Below are 26,439 nucleotides of genomic sequence, written 5' to 3'. Positions count from 1 at the left end.
TCAAGAAAAGGTATTGGAGTAGTTCCACCAGTTGACCCTAATAACCAAGATACTACTTGATTATATAAAAAGTATATAATTTAATAAAAATAGTTAAACATGCCTGTTAAATTGAATATATTTAAAATAGAAATAGGATAGTGGTATAAAGTATATATAAGAAAAGGTTATCTTTTTAATAAAATTAGAAATATATAGGCTAAGCACAATATTTATGTAAATTTGACGCTGTAAGAAAATAAGGATAAACTAAATAGAAAAATCTATAATTAAATATTTAGGGGAAAATAAATGGTGATATTTTTTACATGCGTATTTATATTAATTACAGTATTTAGTACGCTACATATATATCAGGTTTACAGGTATAATGTGTTCACAAAAAAGAAAGAAGAAAAGGCTATGTTAGAAGTTTCGGTATATAGAAAGATAGCAATGATAGTTCCTTGTTATAATGAGGAAGTTGTTGTAAGGGCTGCGATAAATAACTTTTCAAAGCTAGGGTATCCTAATTTAAAAGTTATTTATGTAAATGATGGTTCAACTGATAAGACAATAAATCTATTAGAGCAATTATTAGATTTAGAAAGTATACCTTATGATGAATCTAAGTTCATTATAAAATGTAATAGGGTTAGAGGGATTTATCAATCTAAAAAGTATGCAAATATGATAGTTGTTGATAAAGAAAATGGTGGAAAAGCAGATTCATTAAATGCAGCTATAAATTTAGTTGATTCAGATTTTATAGTTACACTTGACGCGGATTCAATTTTAAAAGATGATGCATTGGAACAAATCAATGTTGTGCTACAAGATCCGGAGGTAATAGCAACAGGTGGAAACATAATAACATCACAAGGTGTTCAGAACTTCTCTGGTGATAAGATTCATTATAAAGTTCCAAGAAAAATTGTTGAAGGAATACAGTTTATTGACTATTTAAAAGGATTTTTTATAACTAAGAATTCATATGCCAATTTAAGAGCTCTTGCTGTTATTTCAGGAGCTTTTGGAGTTTTTAAAAAGGATGTTATGTTTGAAGTTGGTGGATTTACAAAATCTATTGGTGAAGATATTGATATAACAATAAAATTTCATAGATATGCAAAAGCTAATAAAAAGAAAATTGTTTTTAATGATAAGGCTATGTGTTTTACAGAAGTACCTAATAATTGGGGTGATTTTTTCAAACAAAGAGTTAGGTGGCAAAAGGGATTTATAGATGCATTTAAACATCATTATAAGTTTTTATTTAAAAATATTTTAAGTGATAGATTATCATTTTTTATGGTATTTGAGAATTTAGTTTTGGCTTATATATCTATAGTATGTATGCTTATAGGATTTTATTATATTGGATATGATACATATTATAGTATTCCTATAGGGTGGCTTATGTGGATTGTTATTATGGTTGGTACTGCTATATATATAACATATGATATAACAATATTTATAATGGCTAGTAAATCAATGATTTCAATTGAGAAAAAGTCTATACCTAAGATTATTATGCTTTTGATATATGAAGTTTTTATATATAGACAAATAATGATAGTTATATATGTATGGGGAAGTATAGAGTATTTCTTTAAACCACATAGTTGGAATAAGGTTGCAAGAAGTGGTGCTAATAACAAAATAGGAATGTTAGCAGAAATAGAAGAATTATCTAAAGTTGTTGGAGCTGAAAATTTAATAGTTACAAACGATATGTTTAATATTAATAAAGAAAGTGAAATTATAAGTAATGAAAACAAATCAGATAGAATAGAAAATATTATTATTTTGAAAGAGATAGAAAATAATAATGAAATAGAAAGTTTAGAAGCTAAAGAAATAGAAGTAATAAATGAAAAATTTGAAAAAAAAGATAATATTAATAATTTTGATTTAGATACTATGCAAGAAGATTTAATCTCTGAATTAAAAAAAGCGAAATGCATGATATGTATAGCAATTTCATTATTTACTGATAGTAAAATTTTTAATATTTTAAAAATGAAAAAAGATGATGGGGTTAGTGTTAGGCTTATAATAAATGATGATAATGAAAATTTATTATCAGGACTTGATTATAGTATTTTTGAAATATATAAATTATCAAAAGATAGTAAATTAAATTATAAAATGATGAAAAACAGATTTTGTGTTATAGATTTAGAAAGTGTTTTAGTAGGGCAGTATGATTTTATAAGTGGCAAGGATATATTAAAGGATGATTTTAATAAGATTTGTGGCTTTGAGAATGCAGAAGTGTTTGCAGATAAATTTATGAAGTTAAGAAGTGGAATAATAAAAGAAGCAAAATTTGTAGATTCAAGAACTAAGGTTATTTCACAAATAAAAGAAGCAAAATATATTATACTCATAGCAGTATCAATATTTACAGATAAAGAAATTTATAGACTTTTAGAAGAAAAACAACGTAAAGGAGTTATTGTTAAGTTAATAATATCAAATGATAAAGCTAATTTAGAGTCAGGATTTGATTATGATATTTTTGATTCTTATAATTGGATAAAAGAAGATATAAAAACTGATATAGAAGAGGATATGATTTGTGTTATAGATTTAAAAGTAGGGTTAGAGGGCAGATATAACTTAACTAAAGATATTGATTATGATATAGATGAGTCTATTAATTATACAAATGCAAGTGAATCTATGAATAGATTTATGAAATTAAGAAAACAAATAGCAGGTAGATAGATAAAAATGAATTTAGAGAATAAATATTTTAGATACAAACATCATATATATACTTATAGAAGCAAGTTTAAAAGGTGTATATTGATGTATGTTAGCAGTAGATGATGAAATTTTTAAGTATATTTTATTTGATGATTATAAAAAAATATGTGGTGAAATAACATCAGGTGGAAATAAGATTATTTATGAAGATATAAAAGTGAGGGTTAGAGTTAGAAAAATTGGTAAAAGAATTTTTACTATTAAAACAAAATTTGAAGAAAAACCTATAGATGAAATAGTAAAAAATATATTATTAGTACAAGCATAAGAAATTATGTTTGTATTTTTTTTGCTTTAAATTTATATACTAATGATATAGTTAAAAAAAGAAAAGGAGGTTAGTATAGATTATGAAGAGAGTTGCTACTTTTAGTAGGGTATCTACACTAGACCAACATACAAGTATAGAAAATCAAGAGAAGGTTTTTACACAGTGGTTTGATATAAATAGAGAGTTTGTTTTATATAAGGCATATATAGATGAGGGAATAAGTGGAGCTAAGGCTTATAAAAGAATCGAGTGGAATAATATGATTGTTGATGGAATTAAGGGTAAGTTTGATATTTTGATTTGTAAATCATTTAGTAGATTTGGGAGAAATCAGAGAGAAACACTTGATGCTATAAATAAACTTAGGATAAAGGGAATTAGAATTATTTTTTTAGAGGATGGACTTGATAGTGAAAAGGATATGGCTAATTTTGGACTTATGGCATGGCTTGCTGAAAAGGAAGCTAACTCAACATCAGAAAGGTTAAAACTTATATGGGATAGTTTTAATATACAAGGAAAAATACATACTGCGAAGCCTATATATGGATATAAATATAATAAGGAAAGTAAATCATTTTTAGTGAATGAAGAAGAAGCTATAGTAGTCAGAGAAATTTTCAATTTATATCTTGAAGGATTTGGATATAATAAAATATGCCAAAAGTTAATTAAAAAAAATACACCTACTAAATGTGGAGGAGTATGGCAAGGAAATACAGTAGCTAAAATGTTAGTTAATGAATTTTATATAGGAACATTGGTTCAAGGTAAAACTAGGACTATAGATGCAACGTTAAAAGAAGTAATTAAGATAGACTCTAAAGATTGGTATAGGCATATTAATAATCATGAGGGAATAGTAGAAATGGAAGTTTTTGCAAAAGTTTCAGATTTGATGAACAAAAGGAAGAAAAAGGCTAAAGCATCTTATATAGATGGGATAATAAGTACACGAAATTCAAATAAATCATTATTTAGTAATCTTTTAATTTGCGGAGACTGTGGGGCTAGAATGTATTCAAAGAGGAAAAAAAGAGAGAATTATAAAAGATATTATAATTGTCTTGAATATGAGAAACTTGGAACAAAATGTGGACATAAAAGTAATAGATACAATGAAATTGATTTGATAGAAATTGTTAAATTAGAGTTAGAGGATTTAAGTGAAAATAATTATAAAAAGCTTGAAAGCATAAAATATAAAGAAATTTCTGATGAAATAAAGTATAAAAATAAATTAGATTTTGTAACTAAAAGTATAGATAAGCAAGTGAGTATTGCTAATAGTATTTTAATTAATTATACGAGTGGACTTTTAGAGCAAGAACTATATAAGTTACAGAGTGAGAAAATTAATGATTATATTAAAGTTTTATTAAAAGAAAAAGAGTTTTTAAATAAAAAAATTATAGCAGAGGAAAATAAAGTTGAGAAAATAACTCTTTATAAGGGGATTGAAAAAGTAATAAATAAATCTATTGAGAGTTGGACAAATGCAATGCTAAAAGAAGTGGTAGAAGAAATTATACTTGGTTTAGAGGGGGATATTCAAATAAAGGTTAAATATATGAATTAGATATTTTTTTGGATACTTATACCCTTTTAAGTTACCTTTGTAACTAGCATATTAAATGGTTCAATTGATATATCAAGAATGGATATGTACTCAGAGGATGATCCTAGAATATTCTCTTTAAATGGTGCATTCAATGTTGGTAATAGAGGAATGGTAGAATTCATTGAGGTATTTAAAAATGATGTTGAGTATCTTCATACAATTATTACTGCTACTCAAGAAAAGTCAATTCCATCACCAGGTAAGGGGTCAATGATTTATTTTGATGGACTTATTATAGCTCACTCAAATGAAGCAGAGTGGAATAGATTTAAATCAGATCATACTAATGAAGCTATTTTAGATAGAATTGTAAAGGTTGAAGTTCCTTATTGCTTAGAGCTTTCAGAGGAGCAAAGAATATATGAGAAGATGATTAAAAAATCAAATTTCAATGCTCATATAGCACCACATACTATTGAAATTGCAGCTATGTTTGCAGTTTTATCAAGACTTGTACCATCTATGAAAGTTGATTCTATGACAAAACTTAAAATATATAATGGTGAAGATATTGTAGAAAAGGGTGCAACTAAGAGAATTGATGTTACAGAACTTAAAGAAGAGGCTGGTTCATTTGAAGGGATGAAAGGTATTTCTACAAGATTTATAGTTAAGGCAATAGATAATGCGCTTTCAAATTCAGAAAGTAATTGTATAAATCCACTTAGCATAATGGAAAGTATAATTAAATCTGTTAAAGATTTAGATATTGCACAGGAAGATAAGAAGAAGTATTTAGGATTTATTCAAGATACAATTAGAAAAGAATATAATCAAATACTTGAGAAAGAAGTTACAAAGGCATTTATACATTCATTTAAGGAGCAAGCTGAGAGTTTATTTAATAATTATTTAGATAATGCAGAGGCTTATATAAACAAAAATAAGATTAAGGATAATTCAACTGGTGAGGAATTAAATCCAGATGAAGAGTTTATGAGAAGTATAGAAGAACAAATAGGTATATCAGAATCATCAGCAAAAGGCTTTAGAGCTGATGTGACTTCATATATGTTCTATCTAGTTAGAAGTGGAACAACAATAGATTACAAGTCATATGAGCCACTTAAAGAAGCTATTGAGAAGAAACTTACTGCATCTGTAAAAGATTTATCAAGAATTATAACAAGATCAAGAGTTCGTGATAAAGAACAAGATGCTAAGTACAGTACAATGGTTGCTGAAATGGAGAAAAATGGTTACTGCCCTCATTGCTGCGATATTATATTAAAGTATGCATCTAATAATTTATGGAAGGACTAGTTTAAATGGCAATTTTCAGAGATCAATTAGATAATCAAGTTGAACATGATAGAGCAATTGAGGATATAAGAAGGCATAGACAGCTAGTTGAGAAATCAATAAAAGAAAATATTGGTGATATATTATCAGAAGAAAGTATTATTGGTGAGAGCAAGAATAAGAAATTTAAAATACCTATAAGAGGAATTAAGGAATATCAATTTATATATGGAAAAAGCGGTTCTGGTGTAACAACTGGAACCGGTGATGAAAAAAAAGGTGATAAAATAGGAACAGCTAAAGAACAGCAAAAAGCAAATGGTGCTGGTGGTGCAGGGAATGAAGAAGGACAAGATGTTTATGAAACAGAGATAACGCTTGATGATTTGCTTGATTATATAGTTGAAGATTTAGATTTGCCTAATCTTGATAGAAAAAAATATTCAGAGATTGTTGTTGAGAGCAGAGGTAAAAGAAGAGGATATCAAAGATATGGTATAAGACCAAGACTTGCAAAAAAGAAAACAGTTATGTCTAAAATGTCTAGACTTCAAGGTAAGAAAAGAGCACTTAGAGAAATTGGTGAGAGTGAAGAAATTGAAAGATTTCCATTTAGAGAAGAGGATTTAAGATACTTTAGAGTTACTAAAAAACCTAAAAAAGAAAGTAATGCTGTTATGATTTTTATAATGGATGTATCAGGTTCTATGGATAGTACAAAAAAATATCTAGCAAGATCATTCTTCTTTGTTTTATCAAAATTCCTTAGACGAAAATATAATAATTTAGCATTTGAATTTATATCACATACAACGGTTGCAAAGCAGGTAAATGAGTATGAATTTTTCCATAAGGGTGAGTCAGGTGGTACTTATATATCATCAGGACTTAATGAAGCCTTAGACCTTATAGAAGAAAAATATAGTCCTAGTAGATGGAATATATATCCGTTCTATGCATCTGATGGTGATAACTGGAGTGAGGATAATGAAAAAGCTCTACAAGCTGTTAATGATTTATGTGATGTTTCAAGTTTATTTGGATATGCAGAACTGTTACCATCAACTTACTCAACAACTATGTATTATAGATTTGATAAAGAGATAAAAAGGAAAAATTTTGTTCCTGTTATTGTTAAAGAGAAAAAAGATTTATGGGTAGCTTTAAAAGATATGTTATCTAAAGAACTAAATGAAGATAGTGATGGGAGGTAGACTATGGACTATTTATTGAAAGATTTAGAAGAATGGAATGATAAAATTGAAGAAATAGTTAAAGAAGTTGGTCTTGATTGCTATCCACAAGAGTTTGAGATTATAGGATATAATGATATGCTTGCATATGAGTCATATGTTGGTATGCCATCAAAATATCCACATTGGAGCTATGGTAAGGCTTATGAGAAGAATAAAACATTATATTCTCTCAATATGACAGGACTTCCATATGAGATGGTTATAAACACAAATCCGAGTATTGCATATCTTATGAGAGATAACACATTACTTCTTCAAATTTTAACAATTGCCCATGTTTATGGGCATAATGATTTCTTTAAAAACAATAGACTTTTCAAGGAAGGTACAAGAGCAGCACAAACTATTGAAATGTTTAAATTTGATGCACAAATTATCAGAGGATATATAAATGATCCAAGCATAGGGTATGAAGAGGTTGAAAGAGTGATAGATGCTGCTCACTCTATTAGATACCAAGTACCAAGAGTTACAGGAGTTAAGAAACTTTCTGAAGAGGAACTTAAAAAACGAATTGTAGAAGATTATTTAGAAAAGAGAAATAATAGAAGTGTTCTTGATGCATATGAAGATATAAAGATGCCAGATGTTAGTAAAATACCACTTGAACCAGATGATGATTTAATGAAGTTTATCATTACTCATGGAGATTTAGAAGAGTGGGAAAAGAATGTATTAAGTATAGTTAGAAAGGAAAGTATGTATTTTATACCACAGATAGAAACTAAGATTATAAATGAGGGATGGGCTAGTTATTGGCATTACAATATACTGAAAAAGTTGAATTTACCAGATGGATTATACCTTGAGTTTATCAAAAGGCATAATGATGTTATAGCACCAATACCATATGGTCTTAATCCTTATTATATTGGATTTAAAATACTTGAAGATATAGAAAGAAAATATGGTAGAGAAAAAATGTTTGAAGTACGTGCGCTCGAAAGAGATAATTCATTTATAAGAAAATATTTAACAAGAGAGCTATGTGAAGAACTTGATTTATTCAAATATGCTAAAAAAGGGTTTGATATAGTTGTAGATGAAGTTTCAGATGAAGATGGTTGGAAAAAAATAAGAGATACCATAGCATCAGAGTGTGGAATGGGTACAATACCACATATAAGAGTTTTAGAGTTTGAGAAACAAGAATATACACTACATCTTGAACATGTATATGATGGTAGAGAACTTGATGCAAACTATACTAAAAGAACTTTAAAACATATACAGAAACTTTGGAAAGGAAAAGTTATCCTCCACACTCAAAATAGAGAAAGGACAGAAGTTTCATATGTTTGTGATGATAAAAAAAACAGCAAATAAAGGTTTGAAAAGGGGTTTAAGTTTATGCTTAATCCCTTTTTTAGTAGGAGGCGTATGGGAAGCAAAAAATTATATGATGAGTATTATATAGAAATAAATAGTCTTGTAGATATGCTTGGTAAGTATGTAAATGCATATAGACTTTTGATAGGGAGTGCAGGAGAACTTAATTCAATAGCACTTTCAAAAAAGAGTGATGTAAAAGATGCACTTAAAAGAATTGATGATGTTGGAGAACTTATAGATAATATAGTAGATGCATTAGAATGTTCACAGTGTAATTATATAGAATATTTAAGGTTTAAAAGTAAAATGCTAAATATAGAAGTTAGTAAAGCTATAATACAAACAGAAATTGATAATGAACTTAATTTTCAGAATGAAAGGGAAGATGAGTAAATAAAAACAAGCCTATATTTTATTAGAAAATAAAGGCTTGTTTTTTTATAACTTTTTAATTTTAATATTACTTACCATAAGATAAGCACCTATTATCATTAATATAAATGGTACATATATATTTAAAAAATCATTCGCTGTAAATAAAGCATATATAGCCATAAAAACTCCAACTATAGTTATAGGGACACCTCTAAAGTCTCCATCAAACTGAGCTGTATTATATCTAGCAAGTCTGAATGCTCCGCATATAGGGAATAGTAAAAGTACAGCATAACCAAGTATTCCATATGGACCAAAATCTTTGAAGTTGTATAAAACAAAAACAAGAATAGATGGTGCCACACCAAAAGAAACAAGGTCTGCTAATGAGTCAAGTTCTTTTCCAAGTTCACTAGATGCATTAAAGTATCTAGCAATTCTACCATCATATCTATCCACTATTGCACCTGCGATTATTAGTAGTGCTGATAATAAAAATTTCTTATCGAATGTTGCAAGTAAAGAAAGTATACCACATCCAAGATTTATGAATGTAAATATATTAGGTAACCAACTTTTTTTCATAACGAATATCACTCCTAATTTTGACGAACATAGTTTGTTTATCTAGCTATTATATTATTAAAAAATAATAAAAATTCATTTATAGAAAAAATGAAAAAATCTTTGAAAATATAATTTAATTTAGCAGAAAACTATGCAAAATAATATCTTAAATTATAACAGTAAGGAGAAAGGGTGTAAAGTCGACAATGCGTAAAATAAATGATATAATCGAATAAATGTTAATGATTTACAATAGAGGCTGAGAATTATTGGTAAGAGAAAATAGTTTCATGCAATGTATGGAGGTAATAATATGAAAAAAGTAAAGTTTATTTATAATCCGTATTCAGGAGAAAATGCTATACTTAGTCATCTTGATACAGTTATAAAAATGCATCAAGATAGAGGACTAACAATTGTCCCTTTTAGAATAACTAGAGGTGAAGGGATTGAAAAGGCTTTAGAAGACATAGATAATAGCTATGAGTATATTCTTTTAGCAGGTGGAGATGGAACAGTAGATTCAGTAGTTAATGAGATGAAGCGTAAAAATATAGATTTACCAATAGGAATACTTCCAGTTGGAACTGCAAATGATTTTGCAAAGTTTTTAGGCTTACCAGCAGATATTGGAAAGTGTGTACAGCAAATACTTAATTCAACAGCAAAAGAAGTTGATTTAGGACAGGTAAATGATAAATATTTTGTAAATGTTTTATCAACAGGACTATTTACAGACGTCTCTCAAAAAACAGATGTTAATTTAAAAAATACAATAGGAAAACTTGCATATTACTTAAAAGGTATAGAACAACTTCCGAACTTTAGAAAATTAAAAGTTAGAATTAATAATGATGGAAAAGTTGAAGATATGCAAATGTATCTGATGCTTGCATTTAATGGACAAACAGCAGGTAACTTTAAATTAGCAACGGAAGCATCACTTGATGATGGCTTGCTTGACATAATAATCTTCAAAGCTGTTAATATACATGAATTGCTACCATTATTTATAAGGCTATTAAAAGGTGAAATATTAAATGATGCTAGGGTTGAGTATTTTAAAACAGATAACTTAATAATAGAATCATCAGAAGATATTGTTACCGATATTGATGGAGAAAAAGGACCTGATTTTCCACTACATGTAAAATGTATTAGAGGTGGAATTAAGATTTTAGGTATAAAATAGGGATTTACTTAATAATTATAAGTAACTAAGAAATAAGGAGTGATAAACTTGATAGAAGTATTATCGTATTACACCTTGTTGTTGCTTATAGTTATTTTTTGTTTTTATATGCTTTTCATAAATTTAAAAAGTACACCAAAAAAAATAAAATCATATTTAAATTTGTTTTTAATTATAGCAATAGCTAAGAATTTGTTTTTAATTATATTAAGTATAAGTGGTGGTAGAATAAACTTAGCTTTATCAAAAGCTATAGTATGTTTAGATTTAATATATGTACCAGCAATTATTATAACTATGTTTTTTATATATTGGAGAAGTGATAAACATAGCTATAAAGCAGTGATAAATAAAATATGGTTAGTTATACCAATTTATATTTTAGTGTTTTTTTTACTAAAATCAAAGTTCAATATTAGCTTTGATTTTGGATATTCAGTAGGATTTGTAAGAGATGGACTTTTTAGGATTGTGAATATAAGTTTGATGTTAGTGCTTATGTGTATAGTTGTGTTTAGCAAAAGTAATAGCTCAACTAATAATAGAGGACTTGCTATAATTCTTATAAGTATAATAGTTATAGTTCTAGAAAATATAGCTATTGTAGTATTAAAAAATTATTTACCATATTGCCTGATTAGTGAGTTTATATTATTAATAAGTTTAGAGTATAGTCTTAAGACGTTTAAGTCTTAGGGCTTTTTTTGTAATATATATTTGATTTTTTGTTATTATAATAATATTATAGAGTGTAGAATAATTTTAATATAAGGATGTGAGATTAAGTGGATGGAGCCCCTGTGTCTGAAAGTGAGAATATAAAATTTAATAAAGAAATTACTAGAATGGCTCTTTTTAATTAATCTTAAAATAGTTTGCCTCTAGTAAGGGAGGTAATTATGAGTAAAAGACTTACATTCTTTTTGTATAGTTCAATTTTAAATAAAAAGATATATGATGAATATGGTGATGTAATGGGTATCTTAAAAGATATTTATGTAAGTACTAATGAGGGATATCCAAAGATCGTAGGATATAAGGTTAAGAATGATCAAGGACTTATAGACTATGAATTTAGAAAAATTGATTTTTATCAAAGAGAAAGTAGTAAGGTAAAGATACAAATTACAGGAAGTAGAGAGATACTTCCAAGAAATTATACATATATGCTAACTCAAGATGTGCTTGATAGAAAAATAGTAGATATCAATGGTAAAAAAGTTGTTAGAGTTGAAGATTTAAGGCTTGCAGAAGTTGCAGGGGAATATAGATTAATAGCTGTTGAAACTGGAAAATATGTTAGATATAGAAGAAGAGGTTTTGATGGATTGGGTAAAATACTATCTAATATATTTAAAAAAGATTTTGCAGAGAGAGCTATAATGTGGGAAGATGTTGAGGCTTTAGAAGGTGGAGATAATCTTCAAATGTCAGTACCATATAAGAAAATACAAGAACTTCATCCAGCTGATATTGCTGATATATTAGAGGAACTTGACGCGAAGGATAGAAAAAGTGTATTTGAAAGTTTAAGTGAAGATTTAGCTGCTGATACACTTGAAGAAGTAGAACCTGAGTTTCAAGGTAGTATTATTAGGGAACTTTCTGATATTAAAATGGCAGAACTTTTTGAAAATATTCCAAATGATGAGATTGCAGATATATTAGATGATTTAGGGGAAGAGGAAAGAGAAAAAATACTTGTCAATATAGAAAGGGAAGATGCTAAGGAAGTTGAAGAGTTACTTTCATATAGTGAAGAGAGCGTTGGTAGTATAATGAATACTGATTTTATTGCTTTAAATTATGGTGATATGACAATTGGTGAAACATTATTGTTATTAAGAGCAACTCAGCCAGAGGAAGAAACTATTTATACTATATATATAACAGATATTGTTGGAAAGCTTAAAGGCTATGTAACATTTTCAAAGTTATTTTTATATGATCCTATTACAAAGCTTAGAGATATTATGGAAGATAATCTTATAACACTGTCGTATAATGATGAAATAGAAAAAGCAGCAGAAGTTGTTGAAAAGTATGCGCTTTTATCTATTCCGGTGGTTGATGATGATGATGTGCTTCAGGGAGCTGTAATAATGTATGATGTTATAGATGAATTCTTTAATAAAATTTGGAAAAGAAAAAATAAGTAGAAATTTGTTTTAAATAAATGGTTGCATTTTCCAAAAAGTGGAATATAATTAAATTAAGGAAATCTTATCGAAATACTAGGATAAAAATGCTGTGAAAAAGTAGAGTAGTATATAAGGAGGGTTACAGAGAGAAAAGATTGCTGAGAACTTTTCGCCTTAATTTATATGAAGTGCACTTTGGAGCTAAAGTTCTGAAATAAGTAGGAACTTACGGGATTCAACCGTTATATTGATATAGTATAATTTTGTACTAGAAGAGTGAAACATTTTGATGTTTAAATAGAGTGGAACCGCGAGTAACTTCGTCTCTAAATGAAAATTTAGAGGAGGAGTTTTTTTTATACTAATTTTCAGGTGAGATTTCTAAATATAAAAAATTTAAGGGGGCTAAATTTATGTTATATAATAATGCAATTGAATTGATAGGGAATACACCTTTGCTTAAGGTGAATAGTATTTCAGAGAAAAATGGGGCAGAGGTTTTTGTTAAACTTGAAAGATTTAATGCAAGTGGAAGTGTTAAAGATAGAGCAGCACTTGGTATGATAGAAAAAGCAGAGCGTGAAGGGGTATTAAAAGTTGGACAAACTATAGTTGAACCAACTAGTGGAAATACAGGGATAGCACTTGCTTTAATAGGTTCACTTAAGGGGTATGATGTAGTAATAGTTATGCCAGAGAGTATGACTAAAGAAAGAAGAGAAGTTATTAAAGCTTATGGGGCGAAGCTTGTTTTAACTGAAGCATCTAAAGGTATGAAAGGTGCGATAGAGAAAGCAAAAGAACTTGCAGATGAGAATGGATATTTTTTACCACAACAGTTTGAAAATTTAGGGAATTTAAATAAGCATTATGAAACAACAGCAGAAGAAATTATTAAAGATATACCAGATGTTGATATTGTAATTGCTGGAGTTGGAACTGGTGGAACTGTAAGTGGTATAGGTAAAAGATTAAAAGAACTTAATAAAGATATAAAAATTATAGCAGTTGAACCAGCTGATTCACCAGTTTTATCAGGAGGAAAACCAGGGCCACATAAAATTCAAGGAATTGGAGCAGGTTTTATTCCAGCAATATATAAATCAGATGTTGTTGATGAAATAATTAAAGTTACAAATGAAGAAGCTTTTGATACAGCTAGGGCATATGCTAAGAATGAAGGTATACTTGTTGGAGTTTCCTCAGGTGCGGCAATTTTTGCTGGAATTAGTGTAGCAAAGACTTTAGGGGAAGATAAAAAGATTGTTGTAATTGCACCAGATGGTGGAGAAAAGTATTTTTCAGTAGGTTTATACGAGTAAAATTTTAGGAAGTGAAAAATTTGTTCAATAATTTAAAACAAGATATAGAAACAGTATTAAGGAATGACCCTGCCGCAAGGAGCAAGTGGGAAGTAATATTTTTGTATCCAGGGGTACATGCTGTAAATATTCATAGAATGGCTAGTTATTTTTATAAAAGAAATCATTTTTTTGTATCAAGATTAATATCACAATTTGCAAGATTTTTAACAGGGATAGAAATTCATCCAGGAGCAAAGCTTGGCAAAGGTCTTTTTATAGACCATGGAATGGGTGTTGTTATTGGTGAAACTGCTGAAATTGGGGATAATGTTGTAATTTATCATGGTGTAACACTTGGTGGAACTGGAAAGCATAAAGGAAAAAGACATCCAACGATAGGGAATAATGTTATAATTGGTTGTGGGGCAAAAGTTTTAGGCCCTATAATGATTCAAGATAATGTTAAAATAGGAGCTAATTCAGTTGTATTAGAAATGATGCCACATAAAGCCACAGCAGTTGGTATTCCAGCAAAAAATAAGAATAAAAGTAGTGATATTATAGATATAGAAGATTGTAATGGAGTTTGTATATATAATAATATGAATATTTAATATAGAAAGAGATGTAGTATGAATTTAAAAAATAAGATAATAGAGCATTGTAAGAGCAGGGGATTACCTCATATTGGTTTTATTGAATGTAGAAAATTTACTGAATGTTACGATTTTTATAAAGATCGTAAAGAAAATGGACTTCAAAATGAATTTGAAGAAGATGATATAGATAAAAGAATTAATCCAAAACATTATATGGAGGATGGAAAGACAATTATATCAATTGCCTTTCCATATCTTCATTCTTATGATTATAAGGATACAGGTTTTTCTCTTTATACAAGAGGGGAAGATTATCATAATGTTGTACATAAGTATTTAAAGGAAGTCATAGATATTATAGAAGAGTCTGGTGGAAAAGCTATTGGATTTACAGATAGCAATACACTTCCGGAACGGTATATAGCATATCTTTCTGGTGTTGGGTTTATTGGGAAAAATAATATGATTATAACAAAGGAATATGGGTCATATGTATTTCTTGGTGAAATTATTACTGATATAGAACTATATGAAAATGATATTAGAACGTTTGATGAGATAAAAGATTTTAAAGAATGTGGAGAATGTGAAATTTGTTATAAGGAGTGTCCTACAAAATCAATAAATAAAGTGAAAAAAAACTGTAATATATGTATGTCTTATATTACTCAAAAAAAGGAAATTGATGATAAGTTTATAAAGATTATGGATGGAAAGATATTTGGGTGTGATAGTTGTCAGCTTGAGTGTCCATATAACATTGATATCAAATTATCAACGATTGAAGAGTTTAAACCTAAAGATTTTATGGAGAATCCTTTAGTTGATAGTATGATTACTCTTGATAATGTAACATTTAAGCAAAGTTTTAAGGGAACATCTTGCGGGTGGAGGGGAAAAAATACTATAATTAGAAATGCAATGATAAAAAAAGCTATTTATAATAAAGAAGATATAAGTGATATAAAATCACAATCTGATTATATAAATGAGTATAAAAATAGACTTTTAAAGATTAATAAATTATAATAATTTTAAGAGTATGGATAAGAGAAAGGAAGAGTTATAGTATGCAACCATGGATAGCAAAGTTTGTTACATCATTACCAGATGTTATATTTCAGCCTATAGGACGTAAAATAATATCTGATATATTAAGAAAAAATGCAGATATACATATTGAGGGGTTAGATGAAGTTTCAAAAGTTAGAGGACCTATAATATTTATAGGTAATCATCTTAGTAATGCAGATGGACTTGTAATAGATAGAGTTCTTAAAGAAAAATATGATCCTCATTTTGTAGCGGGAGTTAAATTAAGTGGAGAGCCTATGACTAATATAGGAATGAGACTTACAAAAACTATTAATATAACACCTAATTCTGCTGATAAAGAGGCTTTAAAGAGTATAATACAAGCATCAAAGAGTGGAACTAATTTAGTTATGTTTCCAGAGGGAACAAGAAGTAGAACAGGAGAAATGATTGAGGGGAAAAAGGGAATAAACTTAATTGCAAGACTTACAAAAGCAACAGTTATTCCATTTGGGATTCATGGAACAGAGATAATGATGCCTATAAGTAAAACAGGGAATATGGGACAAGAAACATTTAATCATGCAAAAGTTATGGTTAAGTTTGGAAATCCTATAGTATTACCTAAAAAAGACAAAGAAGAAGATAGACGTATTTATGATGATAAGGTTTTAGAAACATATATGAAGGGGATTGCAAATCTACTTCCTGAGAGTTATAGAGGAGTCTATAAGTAAACTAAGGAGAAAATTATGAAAGTAAGAACTAAAAGAGTTTTAGAAGCTTTAAAACTTGAATATCCAGATGCAAAGTGTGAACTAAATTATGAAACACCATTTCAACTTTTAGTTGCAACAGCACTTTCAGCTCAGACAACAGATATTAAAGTAAATGAGATTACAAGTACATTATTTAAAGATTATCCTGATGTTTATTCTATGAGTAAAGTTTCACAAGCAGAACTTGAAAATAGGCTTAAAATAATAGGATTATATAGAAATAAAACAAAAAATCTTATGATGATGTGTGCACAAATAATTGAAAATTTTAATGGAGTAGTACCAAAAGATATGGAGGGACTTACATCTCTTGCAGGCGCAGGAAGAAAAACTGCAAATGTAGTTATGTCTAATGCTTTTGGAGTTCCAGCTATAGCTGTTGATACACATGTTTTTAGAGTTTCAAATAGAATAGGTCTTGCAAATGCTGATAATGTTTTAGATACAGAAAAGCAGTTACAAGTAGAACTTCCTAAAAAAGAGTGGACACTTGCACATCATCTTATAATCTTCCATGGAAGAAGACGATGCTATGCAAGGAAACCTGATTGTAGAAATTGTATGATAAACAAAGATTGTAATTTTTACAAAGAGATTTTAAAAAATGAAAAACTTGGTTTAAAATAAAATATAAAAATAGGACAAGTAGTTTTTTCTACTTGTCCTATTTTTATATTTTATTTAGATTTACTTTTTCTAAGGTTATACAAGAATATATTAAGAGAAGCTCCGATTATTATAAAATATCCAAGTATTGAATAATTATCAGGAACAGTTTTCCAAAGTATAAAACCAAGTATTGCTGTAAATATAACCTGCGTATAAGTAAATATTGATATTTCTTTCGCAGGTGCATATTTGTATGCAATAGTTAATGAAAATTGTGCTATTGATGCAAAAATACCAGCAAAAAGTAATATGACAATCTGCTCAATACTAGGCACAACAAAATCAAATAGCATAAATGGAATTGTTGCTATTATTGAGAAAAATGAGAAAAAGAATACTATTGTATATGATTTTTCTCCAGATGTACTTAGGTATCTTACACAAGTATAAGCACCACCAGCAAAGAATGCAGAAGATAATCCAACTAGTGATGCTATAAGTGTGGCATCTATTTTAAGGCTAGGCTTAACAATAAATAGTACACCTGTAAATGCAACAAGAATTGATATTATATGTATTGGTTTTATTTTCTCTTTTAAGAATAAGTAAGAGAAGATAATTACAACAAATGGACTTAATTGATTAAGGATTGTTGCATTTGATAATACAAGCTTATCGATTGCATAGAAGTTAGCCCAAATTCCAACAGTTCCAAGCGCAGCACGAAGTATTAGCACCTTTCTATTTTTCTTTTGTCCAAGATATGGAGCAGAATTTTTCTTTATAAGATAAAAAGCTACAATACAGCTTACGACATTTCTGAAAAAACTTTTTTCAAATGCAGGCATATCACCTGAGAATTTTACACAGGCAGACATTAGAGCAAATGAAAATGCAGATAATATTATGAATATGATTGCTTTTGATTTATTAGACAAATAAAATACCTCCTTTGATATATCTATATTAAAGTATATGACCTGATGTGAAAAAATACAAATAAACTAAAGCTATACTAATAATTTAAATTAAATTATTACAAAATATATTAAAAAATGGTGAATTATTACATTTTAAGAGTTGGTTATTGTATAATTATTTTAATGATAAAAAGGATAGGTAGATGTTTTGGATAAATTAAAAGGTAAAAGTAAATATGTTTTAAGTTGCTTGGTTCTTATTTTGCTAGCTATATCAATTTATTTAGTTTTTAAAAATACAAAATGGGATTTTCAATTTGGGAATATGACTATAAGGACATTACAATTTATAAATTTATTTATGAGTTTTTTAGCACTTATAGTAATTAGTATATATAATAAGGTTTTTAAAAATGATCAACTATGGTATATAGGTATTTATTTTATTGCATTAATTATAGAAATAATTATATTAATAACTATAGGGATTAATGTTGATGAGTATGCAAATATAATATTTTTAAGGGGCTCTTTTTTTAGATGGGGGATATTAGTTGTTTTTCTATTTAGAAAAAGTAAATTTATAAAATATTTAACATCTTTGAGATATAGATTTATATGGCTAAAAATAATAATTTGTGCAATTACGATATTTATAGCAGTTAAAAATAATAGCTATAATTTTATTAGTATAGAGAGAGCTAGAATTAATGTTTTTGTACCAATAATAGGATTTTGTGTATTTGTAATAGGGCTACTTTATAATTGCAAGAAAAATTTTGAGGAAGATGATACAAAAGGTTTTTTTATAACTATAATGATATTATTTATAGTTAAAGGTCTAGCACATAAATTCTCTAATATTATATTTAAGAATAGAAAATATAATATTGGGGATTTAGTAGATGGTGAATTGTCACTTCTTATGGCTATATTAATTTTTTTATTTAGTATGGCAGTTGTGTTACTTGATATATATGAAAAAGCAAAGGTTGCTAATGAAGAGTATAAATTATTTTATAATATAGTTGATAAAAATGATAACTCTAATATATTTATATATACTAATGGGGATTTAGTTTATGCAAATGGAAGAGCAAAAAAAATATGGCTTGGGAATGAAGACTATAGTGGAGATTTAGAAAATTTAAATAAACTTATATCTGCAGGGAATAAAAATGAAGAAATTGAAAAATTAAAGCGATACATAGAAAATAAAGAGCAGGTCAGTCTTATAATTAAAGATAATAAGGAAAAAAGATATAGTGTAATGTATCAAAGTGTTGGTGAGGTTGATAGAAAGAAGAAATACAAACAATATGATGTGTTTATGGTTAGAGATATCATAGATAAAATTACTCTAGATAATGAAGGAAATAAATTTTGTGCAATAAATAATAGTATAGATGAAATTGTATTTGTATTAGATGAAAACTTTCAGATAACATATGTAAATAAGCAGTGTCAAAAAGAAATTGGATTAAAGGAAGATGTAATTATAGGTAATTATATTAGTAAATTTGCATCTTATGAAATTTCAAATAAGAAAAAAAGAATACTTGGAGCAATAATAAATAATGAAAATAAAATTATTGAAGTTGAAGTTAAAGTCAAAAAGTTGATGGATGATTATGATACTTTAATAGGATATGCAGTAATATGTTTTAAAGTTGAAGATGAGGAAAAAATAAAAAAATTGAGTAATAGAGTAATAGATGCTGAAAAGATAGTATATGAAAGAGATAGCTTTACAAATTTAGCACATGATCTTAGAACACCAATTCATATTATATACTCAAGTTTACAACTTTTAAAAGTTCAAAAAGAAAATATTGATTCAGAGAAATTTAAAGTATCTTTTGAAAAATATGAAAAAACGATAGTAGGAAATGCACAAAGACTATTAAATATAGTTGATGAAATAGCGGATAGCAATAGTGAAGAAGAGTTTAAAAAAGGATATTATAATATTGTTAGTGTAGTTAAAGAGGTGAGTGAATCAATGATGCCTTATATGAAAATAAAAGAAATAACATTTGAATTTACTACAAGTAAGGAAGAGTTTTATATAGAATGTGATAAATCTATGGTAGAAAGAATAATATTAAATTTAGTATCAAATGCAATAAAATTTACACCTATTAATGGATATATTTATATAGAAATATTTTTTGTAAATAGCTGGGTTGAAATATTAGTTAAAGATACTGGGATAGGAATTGATAGAGAATTTGGTAAAGTAGTTTTTGAAAGATTTAAGCAATGTGGAAATATTATTGATGCTAAAAATGGAAGTGGGATAGGTTTATATTCAGTAAAAAGATTAGTTGAACTACATGAAGGGACTATAGATTTAGAGTCTGATATTGGAGAAGGTTGCATATTTACAGTGAAATTACCTGTGAATAAATAATTTTAGAGGGATATATTACAAAATAAACCAATTTATATAAAAAAATATACAATTTGTATTTTAAAAAAGAAAAAATGTTAATAAATGGTTAATTTGGAGAAAAATTAATACTAATGGTGTATAATTTAGAATATAAATAAAAGGTTGGTATGTAATTTGAAGAATTTTGAGGGGAATCTAAAAAAAAGATTAAGTTTTTTAACAATAATTTTATTAGCAATATCTTATATGTTTGTTTTAATAGATAGCAAAACAAATATATGTATTACAATGGACACTATGTGGATAATATATTTTGTGAATATGTGGATGACTGTTTTTGCACTTCTTGTTATATTTATTTATAATAAAATATTAAAAGAGGATGATTTTTTATACATTGCAGTATATTTTATAGCACTATTTTTGGAACTTGGAATAAGGTTGTATAGTAAAAATTTTGAAGGTGGTTTTTTAGCAACAGTTTTTATTGGGGCATTGTTTTTTAGAGCTATGATGCTTATTATGTTTTTATTTAGAAAATCATATATAATGAAAAAAGTTATAGTGTACCAATATAATAAAGTCATAGCAATAGGAATATTTTTTATAATGGCTTTATTTATAGCAGGTAGCAATGATATGATTAGAACATTTAGTGAGACACCCATAAATTTTTGGAGCGTAAGTATTTCAAGAATAATTTTTATTGTTTTAATTTTTGGCGTATTATTTAACTGTAAGAAAAACTATGAAGCTAATGATATAGAAGGTCTAGTTATTAATATAATGGTTTTGATTTTAATTAAGTCATTAGCACATAAGATGTCTAGACTTATATTTTGGAGGCAAACATATAATCCTATAGATTTGGTAAGAGGGGAACTTACATTATTTTTAGCTATAATAGTTATTTTAATAAGTATGATAGTTGTCTTGATAAATACAGTTGAAGATGTTCGCAAGTCAGAGGAAAAATATAGGCTGTTTTATAATATAGTAGATAAGAATGATAATTCTAATGTTTTTATATGTAAAAATAAAGAAATGATATATGCTAATAAAAAGGCAAAGAAAAATTATATGAATGATGAAAATTATGATGGAGATTTAAATGTTTTAAAAGAAAAAATAAATACTAGAGCTAATAAAGACTATAATGATAATGATATGCTTAACTTATTGAAATGTGTAAATGATGGGATAAGTATTAGTACTGTAGTTAAAGATAAAGAGGCTGTTAGGTATAGTATTAATTATCAAAGATTAGTAAATAGGTATGATAGTTATAATACAGAAGCATATAATATTTACACTATAAGAAATATTGTTGATGAAGTAACTTTTGCAAATGAAAAAAAGAAATTTAGTTCAATAAATAATAATATTGATGAAATTATATTTATAACGGATGAAAAATTTAATATATCATATGTTAATAGAAAATGTGAAAAAGAACTTTTAATAGATCAAAATATTTTTATGAATCAAGATATATCAAATTTTTTATATTATGAAGAGCAAGAAAGTTTTAAAAGTATTAGAGGAAGAATAAGGGCTAGAAATGAGAAACTTTTAGAGGTTTTAATTAATATAGATAAATTAACTGATAATTTTAATAATATTATAGGGTATGTTTTTATATGTTCAAAAACTGAAAAAATTAAAAAAATAGAAAGTTTAAGTAAGCGAATAGAGAAGGCTGAGAACATAGCTTTTAAAAGAGATAGTTTTACAAATTTAGCACATGAACTAAGAACTCCTATTCATATTATATATTCAAGTTTACAGTTACTTAATGAAAAAAAAGATAATAATAGTTTAGAAGAATTTAAATTATCTTTTGAAAAGTATGAAAATACAATAAAAGTGAATGCTTTAAGGCTTTTAAAACTTGTTAATGACATTATAGATATTAATAAAATTGATAATGGGTCTTTGGTTGTAAAGAAGGATTTTTATAATATAGTTACATTAATTGAAAATATTTGTGACTCTGCAATACCATATATGAAATCAAAAGAATTAGAACTTATTTTTGATACTCAAGAAGAGGAACGTTATATATATTGTGATAGAGAAATGGTAGAGAGAATAATTTTAAATCTAATATCTAACGCTATAAAGTTTACTCCAAATTATGGATATATATATGTAAATATAAGTTTTGATGAAAACTTTGTATATATTTCAATAAGAGATACAGGTATTGGTATTAAGAAAGAAAAGTGTGAAGCTGTTTTTGAGAGGTTTAATCAATGTGATAATGGAGAACTTAGTAAAAAAGGTAGTGGGATAGGTTTATCACTTGTTAAGACATTAGTTGATATGCATAGTGGTAAAATAGTTTTAAACTCTGATGAGGGAAACGGGTGTGATTTTATCATATCGCTTCCCAACAGTAAAGATGAAGAAAATGAGAGTGCAATTATAAATGGAACCAATAGAGAAATTTCACTGCTAGGAGATATTTCAGTTGAGTTTTCTGATATTGAGTGATAAGGTGACTTTATATTAAAACTTTATAGTGATATAATTATAGGGGTTAAATCAAAAGATTTAAGCCCTATAATTTTTTTGGAGGAAATAGTAATGAGAGTTGGAATTATAATGGGTGGTATTTCATCAGAGAGAGAAATATCATTAAACAGTGGAAAATCAATGTTAGAAAGAATTGATAGAAATAAATATGATGTAATAGAGATTATTTTAAATAAAAAAGAAGATATAATAACTAAAGTTAAAGAGGGAAAGATAGACTTTGCACTTTTAGCATTACATGGTCAGTTTGGAGAAGATGGAACTGTACAAGCAGTTTTACAAACTTTAGATATTCCATATTCAGGGTGTGGTAGTTTAAGTAGTGCACTTTGCATGGATAAGGATATGAGTAAAAGAATTTTAAGACTTGAAAATATAAGAACAGCTGATTGGATAATAGCAACATCTGTAGAAAATATAGATTATAATGCTATTGAAAAAATGGGGTATCCTGTATTTATTAAGCCAAATAGTGGTGGATCATCAGTTGCAACAAACTTTATTAAAAGAAAAGAAGACGTAGAGGCTGCAGTTCTTGAAGCTTTAAAATACGATAAAGAAGTTATGATTGAGCAATATATAAAAGGTGATGAAATAACTTGTCCTATTCTTGATGGAAGGTTATATCCAATAGTTGCTATAAAGCCAAAAGGTGAGTTCTTTGATGCTGTATCTAAATATTCTTTAGGTGATGAAGCTGCAGAAGAGTTTATTATAGAACTTGATGGCAAGTTACAAAAAGAAGTTGAATTTATGGCACTTGAAACATATAAACTTCTTAAGTGCAGTGTATATGCAAGAGTTGATATGATAGTAAGTAATGGAGTTCCATATATATTAGAAGTTAATACGCTTCCAGGGATGACAGCAACAAGTTTATTCCCTAAAAGTGTTGCTAGTGTAGGAATTGATTATACAAAGTTTATAGATTTAATAATTGAAGGTTCATTAAAAGAAAAGAGATAGTATTTAGATAATAAAAGGCTTTACATATTGGAAAATATGTAAGGTCTTTTACATTATATGCATATATTATTTCAAAATTATTAAAAAATACAGATATAAGAATAAATTCGAAAGTTAGCTTATATAAATTGTATTAAGCAATAATTAAAAAGAGGTGTTTTATATGCATAATGATGATGAAAATCAAATATTTTCAATCAATGAAGAAAATGAACGGTTAGATAAAGATCGAAGAAATAAGAAGTTTGCTTATATTGGTCTTATAATTGTTATTACAATTATAGCTATTTTAGCAGCATATTTTTTGAGTGTAAAAAATAATGTTGATAGTTGGAATAATAAAATTTATACAGGTGTAACAATACATGGTGTTGATGTTGGTGGAAAAACAAAGAATGAAGCTAAAATACTTATAGAGGATGGTCTGTTAGAAACAGTTGATGATAAAAAAATAACTATAAGTGCTAAAGGTGAAAATACATCAATAGAATATTCAAAAATAAAGGCGAAATATAAGGTTGATAAAGCAATAGATAGTGCATTTGAAATTGGTAAAGATGCAAGTTTATTAAAAAGAAATTCTTACATAAAAAAGGGAGTTTCTAAAGATGTAGAAGTTGAATTTGGATATGACCAAAAAGTTATAGATGAATATATAGGTAAGTTAAATGAACAAGTTAAAATAAGTCCTAAAGATGCAACACTTAATATAAATGGTGGAGTAATAGATATTGTAAAAGAAGAAAAGGGAATAGAAGTAGATATAAAAAAAGCTAATGAACTTATAAAAAAAGAATTAGATTGTGATGTAGATACTATGAAAGAAAATATAGATATTCCAACAAAAGAAAGTAGTGCAAAAATAACTGAAGAAATTTTATCAGAGATTGATGGTAAAATAGGAGGTTCTAGTACTCACTTTAATGGTGGTGATGTTAGTAGAACAACAAATTTGATTGTAGCAACTGATAATATAAATGGAACAGTACTTCTTCCAGGTGAAGAATTTAGTTATAATGATATAGTTGGAGAAAGAACTGTAGAGCGTGGATTTAGAAGTGGAGCAGGATTTTCTGGAGATGAAGTTGTACAAACTATTGGAGGCGGAGTATGTCAGGTGTCTACAACTTTATATCAATCAATTATTAAATCAGGGATAAAATCAACTGAAAGGTATAATCATTCAATGTCTGTTTCTTATGCACAGCCAAGCGAAGATGCTACTGTTGCATGGGGATATTTAGATTATAAATTTAAAAATATTTATGATACGCCTATCTATATAGAAGGAATGATAAGTAATGGACAAGTTATATTTAATATTTATGGAGATACAGATGAATTAAATGGAAATACTTATGATTTGGTTGGAGTACCAGCAGGGGGAAGTTCAAATGGATATTTTATAACCTATAAAGATGGTGTAGAGATTTCAAGAGAGCGTATTTCAACTGATACTTATAAATAATAGACTGTATACAAAAAATAAGTAATAAAATAAGAATTAATATTAGACAAAATGAATAAATAAAGAAAGGTTTTATAAGTGTATTAAATTTACTTATAAAACCTTTCTTTATTTAAAACCTATGTTAAGGTTAATTAATAGTATTTTTATCTATCTAATGTTTTGCTATAATATAATAAGCGTTATTAAATAATAGAAATAAAAAAGATAGGTGGGAGCATTATGAACTATAAGATGATATGCATAGATATGGACGGAACTTTATTAAATTCTAAAAAGAATTTATCAGAAGTAAATAAGATAGCTCTTAAAAAAGCTTATGATGATGGAGTTCACATAATAATATGTACAGGTAGAAATTCAAGAAGTGCTTTATACTTTGCAAATGAAATAGGTATAGAGTCAGCAGTGATAGCTAATAATGGTGCATTAGTAATAGATGAATCAGGAGAAGTTTTAATTTTTAAGGAAGCTTTAGAAAAAGTACAATGTGAAAAGATATTAGAAATTTCAAATAAGTATAAAACAATTCCTAATTTTCATGCACTTGGAAAAATTTATTTAAATTCAAAGTTTAGAATGTTTATAAATAATATGTTTTTCAATAGAAATGTACCAGAAAAATATAAAATAAAAAATATTTATTTAAAGAAAAGTAGTGAGTGGACTTCTTTATTTGATGCAAAAACAGAAGTTTTTGGAAAATGCATAATGCTTGATCCAAGTAAAAGTAAGTTAAAACAGATAGAGAATGAACTTAAGAATACAAATATGTTTGAATTAACATACTCAGGTAAGTATTGTCTTGAGATAAATAGCAAAGATGTTTCAAAAGGAAGAGCAGTTAAAATGCTTGGGGAGCATTATGGTATAAAAAAAGAAGAGATAATTTGTATTGGAGATAATGGAAATGATATCTCAATGCTTAAATATGCTGGGCTTGGAGTAGCTATGAAAAATGGTACACAGGCAGTAAAAGATATTTCAGACTATATAACAGATACAAATGATAACAACGGTGTAGCAAAAGTTGTTGAAAAGTTTATTTTTAATAAGGAATAGATGATGATAT

Annotated in this window: 21 protein-coding genes, 1 pseudogene and 1 other annotated feature; of the genes and pseudogenes, 20 read left to right on the top strand and 2 right to left on the bottom strand. The window is 27.3% G+C overall.

The window, feature by feature from the left end:
• Nucleotides 1-291: 291 nt before the first annotated feature.
• The 7 genes and pseudogenes from Q0V15_RS03405 (at nucleotide 292) to Q0V15_RS03375 (ending at nucleotide 8,872) form a co-directional block, all read left to right on the top strand.
• On the top strand, nucleotides 292-2,715 hold the full coding sequence (locus tag Q0V15_RS03405) for a glycosyltransferase (RefSeq protein ID WP_297436017.1): 2,424 nt from the start codon (nucleotides 292-294) through the stop codon (nucleotides 2,713-2,715).
• Between the two features lie 88 nt (nucleotides 2,716-2,803).
• On the top strand, nucleotides 2,804-3,025 hold the full coding sequence (locus tag Q0V15_RS03400) for a hypothetical protein (RefSeq protein WP_297436015.1): 222 nt from the start codon (nucleotides 2,804-2,806) through the stop codon (nucleotides 3,023-3,025).
• Between the two features lie 82 nt (nucleotides 3,026-3,107).
• Entirely contained in the window at nucleotides 3,108-4,607 is a 1,500-nt protein-coding gene (locus Q0V15_RS03395) for a recombinase family protein (protein ID WP_297436013.1), read from the top strand.
• 42 nt (nucleotides 4,608-4,649) lie between these two features.
• A pseudogene (locus Q0V15_RS03390) lies at nucleotides 4,650-5,912 on the top strand (serine protein kinase); the annotation flags it as partial.
• 5 nt (nucleotides 5,913-5,917) lie between these two features.
• Nucleotides 5,918-7,105: a sporulation protein YhbH gene (gene yhbH, locus Q0V15_RS03385; protein WP_297436011.1), complete on the top strand. Its 1,188-nt coding sequence runs from the start codon at nucleotides 5,918-5,920 to the stop codon at nucleotides 7,103-7,105.
• A 3-nt stretch (nucleotides 7,106-7,108) separates the two neighbouring features.
• The gene (locus tag Q0V15_RS03380; protein WP_297436009.1) at nucleotides 7,109-8,473 is read left to right on the top strand and encodes a SpoVR family protein; all 1,365 of its coding nucleotides are present in this window, start codon (nucleotides 7,109-7,111) and stop codon (nucleotides 8,471-8,473) included.
• Nucleotides 8,474-8,527: 54 nt separating this feature from the next.
• Nucleotides 8,528-8,872, top strand: coding sequence for a hypothetical protein (locus Q0V15_RS03375; protein ID WP_297436007.1), 345 nt, complete (start codon nucleotides 8,528-8,530; stop codon nucleotides 8,870-8,872).
• Between the two features lie 45 nt (nucleotides 8,873-8,917).
• Here the strand turns inward: Q0V15_RS03375 and pssA are convergent, their stop codons facing one another.
• Nucleotides 8,918-9,439 (bottom strand): CDP-diacylglycerol--serine O-phosphatidyltransferase, encoded by a 522-nt coding sequence (pssA, locus tag Q0V15_RS03370; RefSeq protein ID WP_297436005.1) that lies wholly within the window; start codon nucleotides 9,437-9,439, stop codon nucleotides 8,918-8,920.
• A 295-nt stretch (nucleotides 9,440-9,734) separates the two neighbouring features.
• On the opposite strand from pssA, the gene Q0V15_RS03365 reads away from it, so the two are divergent.
• The 8 genes from Q0V15_RS03365 (at nucleotide 9,735) to nth (ending at nucleotide 17,098) form a co-directional block, all read left to right on the top strand.
• Nucleotides 9,735-10,613: a YegS/Rv2252/BmrU family lipid kinase gene (locus Q0V15_RS03365; RefSeq protein WP_297436003.1), complete on the top strand. Its 879-nt coding sequence runs from the start codon at nucleotides 9,735-9,737 to the stop codon at nucleotides 10,611-10,613.
• Nucleotides 10,614-10,775: 162 nt separating this feature from the next.
• Nucleotides 10,776-11,309 carry a hypothetical protein gene (locus Q0V15_RS03360; protein WP_297436001.1) on the top strand — a complete coding sequence of 178 codons (534 nt, stop codon included), beginning with the start codon at nucleotides 10,776-10,778 and terminating at the stop codon, nucleotides 11,307-11,309.
• Nucleotides 11,310-11,512: 203 nt separating this feature from the next.
• Nucleotides 11,513-12,772, top strand: coding sequence for a magnesium transporter (locus tag Q0V15_RS03355; protein ID WP_297435999.1), 1,260 nt, complete (start codon nucleotides 11,513-11,515; stop codon nucleotides 12,770-12,772).
• Between the two features lie 82 nt (nucleotides 12,773-12,854).
• Nucleotides 12,855-13,085: a binding site (T-box leader), on the top strand.
• An 82-nt stretch (nucleotides 13,086-13,167) separates the two neighbouring features.
• Nucleotides 13,168-14,076 carry a cysteine synthase A gene (gene cysK, locus Q0V15_RS03350; protein WP_297435997.1) on the top strand — a complete coding sequence of 303 codons (909 nt, stop codon included), beginning with the start codon at nucleotides 13,168-13,170 and terminating at the stop codon, nucleotides 14,074-14,076.
• A 20-nt stretch (nucleotides 14,077-14,096) separates the two neighbouring features.
• Nucleotides 14,097-14,672 carry a serine O-acetyltransferase EpsC gene (epsC, locus tag Q0V15_RS03345; RefSeq protein ID WP_297435995.1) on the top strand — a complete coding sequence of 192 codons (576 nt, stop codon included), beginning with the start codon at nucleotides 14,097-14,099 and terminating at the stop codon, nucleotides 14,670-14,672.
• Nucleotides 14,673-14,690: 18 nt separating this feature from the next.
• Nucleotides 14,691-15,686, top strand: a complete 996-nt coding sequence (queG, locus tag Q0V15_RS03340) for a tRNA epoxyqueuosine(34) reductase QueG (RefSeq protein ID WP_297435993.1) — start codon at nucleotides 14,691-14,693, stop codon at nucleotides 15,684-15,686.
• Nucleotides 15,687-15,727: 41 nt separating this feature from the next.
• Entirely contained in the window at nucleotides 15,728-16,429 is a 702-nt protein-coding gene (locus tag Q0V15_RS03335; RefSeq protein WP_297435991.1) for a 1-acyl-sn-glycerol-3-phosphate acyltransferase, read from the top strand.
• A 15-nt stretch (nucleotides 16,430-16,444) separates the two neighbouring features.
• Nucleotides 16,445-17,098, top strand: a complete 654-nt coding sequence (gene nth / locus Q0V15_RS03330; RefSeq protein WP_297435989.1) for an endonuclease III — start codon at nucleotides 16,445-16,447, stop codon at nucleotides 17,096-17,098.
• Nucleotides 17,099-17,148: 50 nt separating this feature from the next.
• Here the strand turns inward: nth and Q0V15_RS03325 are convergent, their stop codons facing one another.
• Entirely contained in the window at nucleotides 17,149-18,018 is an 870-nt protein-coding gene (locus Q0V15_RS03325) for a DMT family transporter (RefSeq protein ID WP_297435987.1), read from the bottom strand.
• A gap of 343 nt (nucleotides 18,019-18,361) precedes the next feature.
• Here Q0V15_RS03325 and Q0V15_RS03320 point away from each other — a divergent pair, with 343 nt between their 5' ends.
• From Q0V15_RS03320 to Q0V15_RS03300, 5 genes are all read left to right on the top strand, one after another.
• Nucleotides 18,362-20,413 (top strand): PAS domain-containing sensor histidine kinase, encoded by a 2,052-nt coding sequence (locus tag Q0V15_RS03320; protein ID WP_297435985.1) that lies wholly within the window; start codon nucleotides 18,362-18,364, stop codon nucleotides 20,411-20,413.
• 279 nt (nucleotides 20,414-20,692) lie between these two features.
• The gene (locus tag Q0V15_RS03315) at nucleotides 20,693-22,891 is read left to right on the top strand and encodes a PAS domain-containing sensor histidine kinase (protein ID WP_297435983.1); all 2,199 of its coding nucleotides are present in this window, start codon (nucleotides 20,693-20,695) and stop codon (nucleotides 22,889-22,891) included.
• A gap of 93 nt (nucleotides 22,892-22,984) precedes the next feature.
• The gene (locus Q0V15_RS03310) at nucleotides 22,985-23,899 is read left to right on the top strand and encodes a D-alanine--D-alanine ligase (protein ID WP_297435981.1); all 915 of its coding nucleotides are present in this window, start codon (nucleotides 22,985-22,987) and stop codon (nucleotides 23,897-23,899) included.
• 163 nt (nucleotides 23,900-24,062) lie between these two features.
• A complete protein-coding gene (locus Q0V15_RS03305; RefSeq protein ID WP_297435979.1) occupies nucleotides 24,063-25,367 on the top strand; it encodes a VanW family protein in 1,305 nt (434 codons plus the stop codon).
• Nucleotides 25,368-25,589: 222 nt separating this feature from the next.
• Complete coding sequence (locus Q0V15_RS03300) at nucleotides 25,590-26,429, top strand: Cof-type HAD-IIB family hydrolase (RefSeq protein ID WP_297435976.1); 840 nt, start codon at nucleotides 25,590-25,592, stop codon at nucleotides 26,427-26,429.
• The last annotated feature ends 10 nt before the right edge of the window (nucleotides 26,430-26,439 follow it).

This window comes from uncultured Clostridium sp., from assembly GCF_947036855.1.
In the GTDB taxonomy this organism is placed as follows: Bacteria; Bacillota; Clostridia; order Clostridiales; family Clostridiaceae; genus Sarcina.
Note: the sequence above shows the minus strand (reverse complement) of the source record. Positions and strands in the feature narration are given on the sequence as shown.